Raw genomic sequence first — 9,788 nt, forward strand, 5'->3', positions numbered from 1 at the left:
AGGGTCACGGTCGCCCGGGGCGACGCGGGATGGGTCACACGGTGGGGCGGGTGGCGGCGTCGAAGGCGAGGACGGCGCGGGCAAGGCCGCGGGCGCAGCGGTCGAGCAGGCGTGCGCCGTCGCGGGCGTCGGCCCCGGCCGCGTCGTCGGTGGCGCCGCCGACCCGCTCCCATTCGCCGTGCCGCTCGACGGTCAGGCCCGGGTACGGAGGCTTGTCGAACAGGGGCGGCGGCTCGACCGGCGGCTGCGCGGGACGCTCCGCGCGTACCAGCTCCGGATGCGCGGCCAGCATCAGCGACGTCTCGAACCAGCCGGCGTGCCCGGGCACCAGCCCGGCGGTGGCGTCGTCCGTCCCGACGGTGGCTTGCTCCGTCTCGACGGTGGCTGCCTCTGTCTCGACGGTGGCTGCCTCTGTCTCGACGGTGGCTGCCTCTGTCTCGACCGTGGCTTCCTCTGTCTCGACCGTGTCGAGGAGTGTCCAGTACGAGCACGCCGCCGCCGTCACCTCGGCCCGCAGCGCGAAGCGCTTGACGGCGAGGCGGACGATCTCGTCGTTGCCGCCATGCCCGTTGACGACGAGGACGCGGCTGTACCCGCACTCCGCGAGGGAGTCGAGCAACTCGTCGAGCACGGTGCCGAGCACCGGGGCCGACAGCGTGAGCGCTGCGGCGAACAGATGGTGCGGGCTGTGCCCGTACGGCAGTGTCGGGAGCCGCACGAGGTCGGGCACGGCGGTGTCCGGGCCGGCCTCCTCGGCCAACAGGTCCAGGGCACGGCTGACGACCGCGTCCGCGAGCATGGTGTCCGTGCCCATCGGCAGATGTCCGGCGTGCTGCTCCTGCGAGCCGATCGGCAGGACGGCGATGGCGTCACCGGCGGCGGCGCGCGTCTCGCGCCAGGTCGCCTCCGTCAGGTTCCGGTGAGTCATGCCACTGCCCGCCCGCTTCGGCGGCGTGACAGAGTCGGCGCATGGCGCATGAACGTTTTCCTTTGCGGTTGGTCCCCGATCCGGTGCCGGAGGCCCGGGTGAGTGGGGACGTCGGCGTGCTGGGCGCCGTCGAGGTACTGCCGGGTGTGGTGCGAGCCGCGCGGCTCTCCCGCACCGGCCTCGTACTGGGCCGGACCGAGGAGTTCTACGACACGGGTGACGCGTCGCCGGACGGTGTGGACGCCGCCCTCGAGCGGGCGGTGACGGTGTTCGCCGGGCACGGCCCGGTGGGCGTGGGCGTGGCCGCGGCCGGCGTGGTGGATCCGGCGGCCGGACGCATCCTGGAGGTCAACGACGCCCCGGCGCTGAGTGGATATCCGGTCGCCGACCGGCTGTCGGCCCTGGTGGGTGCGCCGGTGCGGGTCGAGCACCGGGCGCGCGTCCAGGTGCTCGGGGATCGCTGGTTCGGCGCCGGTCGGGGCCGGCGCTCCTTCGCTTCGGTGTCCACGGGCGAGGTGCTCGGCGTCGGAATCCTCTACGACGGCGACGTACTGGCCCCGGCCGGCGGGCGCAGCGGCGCGCACATGACCGTGACGGCCAGTGGCGAGCGCTGCACCTGCGGGCGCCGCGGCTGCTGGAAGACCGTGGCCACCACCCGCTGGCTGCGGGAGCGGGCCGCCGAGAGAGGCCTGGCGCCGCACCTCGCCGCCCTGGGGGCGCTCACGGCCTCGCCGGATCCCCTCGCGCGAAACCTCGTGGAGCGGTACGCCGAGAACCTGGTGCTGGGCCTCGCGACGGTCCAGCAGTTGTTCGCATGCGGCCTCTTCGTGCTGCACGGGGAGGCACTCGACGGCGGTGAGCCGTTCCGGGCCCTGGTGGAGGCGCGGCTGCGGGCCGACGCCCTGACCGGCTCCGAGACCCCGAGCGTCGTGCTGGGCGAGACCTCGGACACCGGAGCGCTGCTCGGGGCGGCGGGCCTGATCCTTTCGGGGCGTTAGGCAGTGCCTCATGCGACGGTGCTCTCCGCCGACTCGCAGGACACGGCCGCGGTGCGCCGTGCCCGCGTCGGGTCCGGGACCGGAACCGCGTCGAGGAGCCGTCGTGTGTAGGGGTGTTCGGGCGTGGTGAACACCTCCTGGGCGGTGCCGGTCTCGACGATGCTGCCCTGCCGCATCACGGCCACCCGGTCGGCGATGCGGCTGACGACGGCCAGGTTGTGCGAGATGAAGAAGTACGTCAGGCCCAGGCGCTGCTGAAGGTCGGCCAGCAGGTCGAGGACGCGTGCCTGGACGGACACGTCGAGCGCGCTGGTCGGCTCGTCGAGCACCACCAGGCGCGGTTCGAGGGCCAGGGCACGGGCGATCGAGATGCGCTGGCGCTGTCCCCCGGAGAACTCGTGGGGGTAGCGGTCGACAATGCCCGCGTCGAGACCGACGGCGTCGAGCAGTTCGCACACGCGCTCGCGGGTCCGGGCCCGGCCGCGCCGGCCGCGCGCCCACTCCTCGTGAGTGACGAGCGGCTCGGCGACGATGTCGGCGATCCGCAGCCGCGGATTCATGCTGGAGTACGGGTCCTGGAGCACGACCTGCATCTGCCGCCGGAACGGGCGCAGCGCGGCGTGGTCCAGGGACAGCAGATCCGTCCCGTCGAACCGGACACTGCCCGACGTCGGCGGCAGCAGCCGCAGCAGCAGCCGCGTCAGCGTCGTCTTGCCACAGCCGGACTCCCCGACGAGGGCGAAGGTCTCTCCCTCGGTGACGGTCAGGCTGACGTCGTCGACGGCGACGCTCGGCGGCTGCCCGGGGAACTCCTTGCGCAGGTTGCGGATCTCCAGGAGCGGTTCGGCGGTGTGCGAACTGGTCATGCGACGGGCTCCAGTCGGGGGGTGGCGTCGAGCAGACTGCGGGTGTAGGGCGCGGCAGGGCGGGCGAAGACCTGCTCCACGTCCCCGGTCTCGACGACCTCGCCGTTGCGCATGACGGCGACCCGGTCCGCGGTCTCGGCGACGACGCCGAGGTCATGGGTGATCAGGACGACCGCCATCCCGTGGCGGTGCTGCAGCCGCACCAGCAGATCGAGGATCTGCCGCTGCACGGTCACGTCGAGGGCCGTCGTGGGCTCGTCGGCGATGAGGACACGCGGCCGGGCCACGAGCGCGGAGGCGATCATGACGCGCTGGCGCAGTCCGCCGGACAGCTCGTGCGGGTACTGGCCGAAGCGCCGCTCCGGGTCGGGGACACCGACCTCGTCGAGCGCGGTCAGGGCGGCGCTGCGCGCCTCGGCCCGGCTGTGGTCGCCGTGCAGGCGCAGCACTTCCGTGATCTGGTGGCCGACTCGCTGCAGCGGGTCGAGGCTGGTCATGGGGTCCTGGAACACCATGGAGATCTCGGCGCCCCGGACCCGGCGCAGCTCCCGCTCGGTCAGGCCGAGCACGTCGCGCCCGTCGAGGAGGATCTCACCGCTCGCATACACGCAGGGAGGCTCGGGGTTGAGGCGGAGCGCCGACAGGGCCGTGGCCGACTTGCCGCTGCCGGACTCGCCGACGACCGCGAGCGTCTCACCGGCCGCGACGGACAGGTTCACCCCGCGCACGGCGTGGACGGTGGAGCCGGAGAGGTGGAAGTCGACGCGCAGGTCCTGGAACTCCAGCACGGGCGCGGCAGTCGCGGCAGTGGGGGATTCGGGGGTGGAGGTCATCGGCGGTACGCCTTCGGGTCCGCGACGTCGCGCAGGGCGTCGCCGGTGATGTTGATGGCCAAGGACGTGAGCATGAGGGCGAGGCCGGGGAAGACGGCGATCCACCACGAGGTGCCGAGGTAGAGCTGTCCGTCGGCGAGCATGCCGCCCCAGGTGACCGTCTCCTTGGGGACGCCGAGGCCGAGGTAGCTCAGGGAGGCCTCGGCGACGATGGCGGCGGCGATGTGCAGCGTTCCGATGGTGGCGAGCGGGGCCAGCACGTTCGGCAGCAGATGGCGCCGCATGATCGTCACGTGTCCGACGCCGATGGCGTGGGCCTCGGTGACGAAGTCCCGCGAGCGCAGCGACAGCACCTCCGAGCGCACCACGCGGGCGTACGAGACCCAGCCGGTGATGCCGAGGACGACGATCACGTACCACAGTCCGGAGCCGACGAAGCCGACCACGGCGAGCGCCAGCAGGATGGCGGGGAAGGCGAGTTGGACGTCGGCGACGCGCATCACGATCCGGTCCGTCCAGCCGCCGAAGTACCCGGAGGCGAGACCGGTGACGGTGCCGATGGTGCCGGCGAGGAGGGCCGCGCCTGCTCCCACGAGAAGGGAGACGCGGGTGCCGTAGATGATGCGGGACAGCAGGTCGCGGCCGAGCTGGTCGGTGCCGAGCAGGTGCGCGGTGCTGCCGCCGGACTGCCAGGCGGGGGGCCGCAGCCGGCCGAGCAGGTTCTGCGCGTTGGGGTCGGCGGGCGCGATCAGCGGAGCGCACACGGCGCACACGATGATCACGGCCAGGAAGACGAGGGCGGCCAGCGCGAGGCGGTTGCGCAGCAGGGCGTGGACGACGCCGGGCCTCGGCGGGGCGGGCGCCGCGTCGACAGCGGGGGCGGGGGCGGTGGCAGTGGTCATCGGGAGTTCCTCACCCTCGGGTCGAGGAGGCCGTAGGAGAGGTCCACGAGCAGGTTCACCACGACGAACGTGGCGGCGAACACCAGCACCGTGGCCTGCACCAGGGGGAAGTCGCGGTTGGAGATGGCCTGCACGGTCAGCTGTCCGATGCCGGGCCAGGAGAACACCTGCTCGGTGAGGATGGCGCCGCCCAGGAGGCTGCCGACCTCGAGGCCGACCACGGTGATGACCGGCAGGGACGCGTTGCGCAGCCCGTGCCTCAGGACCGTGCGGACCGGGCCGAGGCCGCGGGCGCGCGCCGTGCGGATGTGGTCGGAGCCGAGCACGTCGATGAGGGAGGAGCGCAGCAGCCGGGCCACGACGGCGACCGAGTAGACGGACAGCGTGATGGACGGCAGGACGAGGTGGGCGAACGTGCCGTAGCCGGACGCGGGCAGGGCGTGCAGCCCGACGGCGAAGACGAGGATGAGCAGGATGCCCACCCAGAAGGGCGGCGTGGACTGGCCCAGCAGCACGACGGAGATGACGCTCCGGTCGGCGGCCCGGCCCCGGCGCATCGCCGCGATGATTCCGGCGGGCAGCGCGATCAGCAGCGTGACGACGAGGGCGCCGGCCGCGAGGAGCAGCGTGGCCGGGACCCGGTCGGCGAGGACCTCGCGCACCGGCTGGTTGTAGAAGAGGGAGTTGCCGAAGTCGAGACGCGGCAGGCCCCACAGATAGTCCAGGTACTGGGTGATCAGCGGCCGGTCGAGCCCCAGGCTGTGCCGCAGCACGCTCTCCTGCTGGGCCGTCGCGTCGGGCGGCAGCATGACCTTGACGGGGTCGCCGGACAGCCGTACGAGGAAGAAGACGACGGTCGCCGTGCACAGCAGCACCAGCAGTGCGGTGCCGAGCCGGGCGGCGATCGGGCGCAGGACCGCCAGGACCTTTCCGCCGCGGGCAGCGGCACGGGTCGGCCCGGGAACGTCCTGGGTGTCGGGTGTGGGAAGGGTCAGGGAGTCGCTCATGAGCCGGATACCTCCGCACTCGCCATCTCCAGGACGCCGGCGGAGCCGGGTGTCCAGTGCGGCCGGTTGTTGTGCACGTAGATGTTGTCGATCTGGTAGAGCGGCACGAACGGCGCCTCGGTCTTGATGAGTGCCTGCAGCCGGGAGAAGGCGCGGCGGCGCACGGCCGGCTCGACGGACAGTTCCTCGGCGTCGATGAGGCGGTCGGCCGTCTTGTTGTGCCAGCGGCTCTGCCTGCGGTCGCTGCGTACGTTGGACTGGAGCATGCTCTCGCCGTCCAGGGTCCACACGGTCGACGCCGCGAGGTACATGGGGCCGAGGGCGGCGTGGTTGCTCGAGGTGAGGCGCTGGGAGTACGTGCCCGGGTCGAGCAGGTCGACCTTGGCGTGTATGCCCGCGCGGGCGAGCAGCCCGGAGATGGCCTCGGCCACGTTGGCGTCGACGTTGGACGCGGTGAGCGTGGTGCTGATGCCGTGCGGGTGGCCGGCCTCGGTGAGCAGGGCGCGGGCCTTGGTGACGGAGCGCTCGAACGGTTCGAGGGAGTCGTCGAAGCCGAAGGCGCCGCGCGGGATCATCGCCGGGACCTCGGCGGCCTTGCCGCCGAGTACCGCCTTGATGAGGAGGGGGACGTCGACGGCGTGGTTGAGCGCCTGGCGCACCCGCCGGTCGCGCAGCGGTCCGTCGGTGAGCGTGTCCAGGGAGAGGTACGAGGTGCGGATCCCGGCGTGGTGGTCGATCCGCACGCCGGGGTAGCCGTCGAGCTGCTGAGCGGCGTCGGGGGTCAGCCCCGCCACGATGTCCACGCCGCCGCTCTGCAGGGCGGCGAGTGCGGAGGACGAGTTGGGGGCGGGTACGAAGACGAGTTCGTCGACCTTCGCGCGGCCCTGCCAGTGGTGCTCGTAGGCCCGCAGACGCAGTTCGTGGTCGCGCTGCCAGTGGCGGAAGGAGAACGGGCCGGTGCCCACGGGGTGGGCGGCGAAGCCCTCGTCGCCGACCTTGCCGATGTAGCGCGGAGGCACCACGACGCCGCCGAACAGGGACAGTTTGTCGGGCAGGATCGGGTCGTGGAGCGAGGTGTGGATGTCCACGGTGTGGGGGTCGACGACCGTGACGTCTTCTACGTACCGCAGTTCGACGATGGGGGACTTGGTGGCCGGGTCCAGCAGGCGTCGCAGGCTGAAGCGGACCGCCTCGGCGTCGCAGGGCTCCCCGTTGTGGAAGGTCACGCCGGGGCGCAGACGAAAGCGCCACACGCGGGGCGAGATTGCCTTCCACGAGAGGGCGAGCCGGGGGCGCAGGGAGTTGTCGCGGGCCCGGGTGGTCAGCGTGTCGAAGATGTTGATCAGGGCGTTCATCGACGTCATGTCGCCCTGCTTGTGCGGGTCCATGGTCTTCGGGTCGCCGGTCTGCGAGACCCGCAGGACGTTTCCGGCCGAGGCCGCGGGCTGTGTGCCGCACCCGGTGAGCAGGGCAGGGGCGGCGAGCGCGGGTACCGCCATGCCGGCGTACCGCAGAGCTGTGCGTCGGGAGAGAGCGGCGGGGCGGGTCCCGTCCCCTCCACGTATTCGTTCCATTTAACAACACGCCCGTTCCGGTGAATGGAATGCAGTTCGGGTAAGGTAAGGCGACATGGGGAAACAGGTCAACAGTCGATCGCAGATGCAGGACTCCACTGCCCCGGCCGCGGCACCGCCCGCACCCGGTCCGGTGGACAAGGCCATGGAAGTGCTGTCGGCCCTGTCGGAGACGGGTGCGCCGCACCGGCTCGCCGACCTCGCCCGGCACACCGGCCTCGCCAAACCGACCGTGCACCGACTGCTGCGCTCCCTCGCGGCACAGGGCTTCGCCGAGCCGGCCGAGCAGGGCAGCTACCGGGCCGGGCCACGGCTGCTCGGCCTTGCCGCACGCGTGCTCGCCGATGACGCCGCCCTCGACCTGGCCCGCCCGGCCCTCGCCGAACTGCGCACCCGCACAGGCCTGTTCGCGTCCTATGCGGTGCGCGACGACACGACGCTCGTGCACCTCGAGGTCCTCGCACCCACCCAGGGCCTCGGCCTCGACCTGCGCCCCGGCTCCCGCGAACCCCTCACCGCCGGCGGCGCGGGACTCGCGCTCCTGGCCGCCTTGCCGGAGGACGAGGCAGAGCGGCTCCTCGCGGCGACGGACGGCCCGCACGCCGACGAGGCCGCCCACGCCGACGAAGCCACCCACGCCACCCACGCCGACGAGGCCATCCGCGCCGCACTGGCCGAAACGACGCGGCGCGGCTACGGCTTCGACAGCGCGGACATCTGGCGGGACCGCCGCACCCTGGCCGCCGCGGTCCGCGACGGCGCCGGACACCCGGTCGGCGCACTCGCCCTCACCGGCCTCGCCTTCACCCTGGACGAAACGGCCGCGGAGCTCTACGGCCCCATGGTCCGGGCCGCCGCGGGCGCCGTCTCGGCCGGCCTCGCCGCCCGAACCGGCACGCGGCTCGGCGTCGTCGGTCACGGGGGAGGGGCCCGATGACGCCCGGGGCGCGCGGACCGGGCCTGCCGGTGGCCGGGACGGATGCCGCGGTGCGCCGCCGTCGACTTGTCGACCAGGGCAGGGAGCGCGGCCAGTTCACCGGCGCCGCCTGGTCCCTGGGCACCGCCGAAGGACCCGAAGACCGGGGGTGGTCGGGCACCCGCGCCCTGGACGGCGCACCCCTGGACGGCACAGACCTGTGGGACCTCGCCTCGGTGACCAAGCCGCTCGTGGGCCTCGTCGTCATGGCGCTCGTCGAACGCGGATCCCTGAGCCTCGACGGCACCGTCGGCCACCACCTGGACCGCTACCAGGACAGCCCTCACGCCTCATTGACCGTCGAGCAGCTGCTGGCCCACACCTCCGGTCTGCCGGGCGGAGTCCCGATGTACCGGGACCACCCCACGCGTGAATCGCTCCTCAGTGCCCTCGGCACGCTGCCGCGAACCGCCGCGCCCGGCACCCGTGTCGAGTACTCGTCCCAGGGCTTCATGCTGCTCGGCCTGATCGCCGAACAGGCCACGGGCCACAGCCTGGACCAGCTGGTGAACGACTTCGTGTCCGCACCGCTCGGCCTCGCCGACACCCGCTTCACACCGGGCCAGCGCGACCGGTTCCGGGCGGTCGCCACCGAGAACTGCCCGTGGCGTGGCCGGACCGTCGTCGGCGAAGTGCACGACGAGAACGCCGTGGTGCTCGGCGGCGTCGCCGGGCATGCCGGCCTGTTCTCCACCCTCGCCGACATGGAACGGATCGCGCGCTCCCTGCTCGGCGACGGACCACGCCTGCTGGCACCGGACACCCTCGCGCTGATGACCGCGCCGCGCACGGACGGACTGAACCTGCGCCGCGCCCTCGCCTGGCAGGGCAAAGACCCGGTCGACTCCCCGGTCGGCACCGCATTCGGACCGGCCTCCTACGGCCACACCGGCTTCACCGGCACGAGCCTGTGGATCGACCCTGAAGAGGGCCGGTACGCCGTCCTCCTGAGCAACCGCGTGCACCCCACCCGCGAGGACCGCGGATTCGCAGCAATGCGGCGGGAGTTCCACGAAGCGGACGGGTGAGAGCGTCCCGCGTCCTGTACGAGGCGGCCTCACGAAGGCGGTCTCACGAAGACGGCCTCGCCGATGCGCGGCGATGCCGACGGGGACCGGTCCGTGCGTGAAGCGATCCCTGCCCGGCGCCTTTGACCTTGACTTGTTCGAAGGTGCAAGACTGCGGCAGGTGCCGGATGGGGTGTCCGGTTCGAGGGTGTACGGCCGCTCCGCGGATTCTGCTCCTCTGCAGAGAGGGGCACAGGTGCCTTCACCTTCGTACGTATCGTCGGCGTGCCGATGCGCGGCCCGCCGGCAGATCGCACGCCCGCCACTCCCCGAGCTGGGCGACCAGCACAAGGGAGCCGGGCGTCAGTGGCCACAGTCGACGAGGGGCGCGGGCGCCGAGGGCGCCGTGTGACGTGACGTCCTGGGGTGAGCCGTCACACGGCGGCCGTGGGTCCGGCGCCTCGCGGTCCTGACCACGGTGACGCAGGCCGTCGGCGGCCTGGGCGGCACACACGGCTGCACCGTCGCGTTCCTGTGCAGCGCGGGCCTGGCCGCGGCCGCGTTCCTCATCGCCGCCCTGGTCATCAGGGTTCCCACGCAGCGTTACGCGGCGAGGCGTTCTGCGAGTTCCTTGGCCTTGGTGGTCGCGTCCTGGAACGCGCGTTCGCGGGATGCCCGGTAGAGCGGGACCAGTTCG

Annotated in this window: 9 protein-coding genes; 3 read left to right on the plus strand and 6 right to left on the minus strand. The window is 72.6% G+C overall.

Annotated elements, in window-relative coordinates:
• Positions 1–34: 34 nt before the first annotated feature.
• Positions 35–928 carry a creatininase family protein gene (locus ACZ67T_RS29485; protein ID WP_469988038.1) on the minus strand — a complete coding sequence of 298 codons (894 nt, stop codon included), beginning with the start codon at positions 926–928 and terminating at the stop codon, positions 35–37.
• 41 nt (positions 929–969) lie between these two features.
• On the opposite strand from ACZ67T_RS29485, the gene ACZ67T_RS29490 reads away from it, so the two are divergent.
• Positions 970–1,926, plus strand: a complete 957-nt coding sequence (locus tag ACZ67T_RS29490; protein ID WP_469988039.1) for an ROK family protein — start codon at positions 970–972, stop codon at positions 1,924–1,926.
• A gap of 8 nt (positions 1,927–1,934) precedes the next feature.
• On the opposite strand, the gene ACZ67T_RS29495 is transcribed toward ACZ67T_RS29490, so the two are convergent.
• The 5 genes from ACZ67T_RS29495 to ACZ67T_RS29515 are packed head-to-tail and all read right to left on the minus strand — an operon-like array spanning position 1,935 to position 7,108.
• Complete coding sequence (locus ACZ67T_RS29495; RefSeq protein WP_469988040.1) at positions 1,935–2,792, minus strand: ATP-binding cassette domain-containing protein; 858 nt, start codon at positions 2,790–2,792, stop codon at positions 1,935–1,937.
• Positions 2,789–3,625: an ATP-binding cassette domain-containing protein gene (locus ACZ67T_RS29500; protein WP_469988041.1), complete on the minus strand. Its 837-nt coding sequence runs from the start codon at positions 3,623–3,625 to the stop codon at positions 2,789–2,791. The genes ACZ67T_RS29495 and ACZ67T_RS29500 overlap by 4 nt, the downstream gene beginning before the upstream one ends.
• The gene (locus ACZ67T_RS29505; protein WP_469988042.1) at positions 3,622–4,527 is read right to left on the minus strand and encodes an ABC transporter permease; all 906 of its coding nucleotides are present in this window, start codon (positions 4,525–4,527) and stop codon (positions 3,622–3,624) included. Before ACZ67T_RS29505 ends, ACZ67T_RS29500 begins: the two co-directional genes overlap by 4 nt.
• On the minus strand, positions 4,524–5,534 hold the full coding sequence (locus ACZ67T_RS29510; protein WP_469988043.1) for an ABC transporter permease: 1,011 nt from the start codon (positions 5,532–5,534) through the stop codon (positions 4,524–4,526). Before ACZ67T_RS29510 ends, ACZ67T_RS29505 begins: the two co-directional genes overlap by 4 nt.
• Complete coding sequence (locus tag ACZ67T_RS29515; protein ID WP_469988044.1) at positions 5,531–7,108, minus strand: ABC transporter substrate-binding protein; 1,578 nt, start codon at positions 7,106–7,108, stop codon at positions 5,531–5,533. Before ACZ67T_RS29515 ends, ACZ67T_RS29510 begins: the two co-directional genes overlap by 4 nt.
• A 55-nt stretch (positions 7,109–7,163) precedes the next feature.
• Between ACZ67T_RS29515 and ACZ67T_RS29520 the strand changes: the two genes are divergently transcribed.
• Complete coding sequence (locus tag ACZ67T_RS29520) at positions 7,164–8,045, plus strand: IclR family transcriptional regulator (RefSeq protein ID WP_469988045.1); 882 nt, start codon at positions 7,164–7,166, stop codon at positions 8,043–8,045.
• Positions 8,042–9,112: a serine hydrolase domain-containing protein gene (locus ACZ67T_RS29525; RefSeq protein WP_469988046.1), complete on the plus strand. Its 1,071-nt coding sequence runs from the start codon at positions 8,042–8,044 to the stop codon at positions 9,110–9,112. Before ACZ67T_RS29520 ends, ACZ67T_RS29525 begins: the two co-directional genes overlap by 4 nt.
• Positions 9,113–9,788: the final 676 nt, after the last annotated feature.

The organism is Streptomyces sp. NPDC107517, from assembly GCF_055582645.1.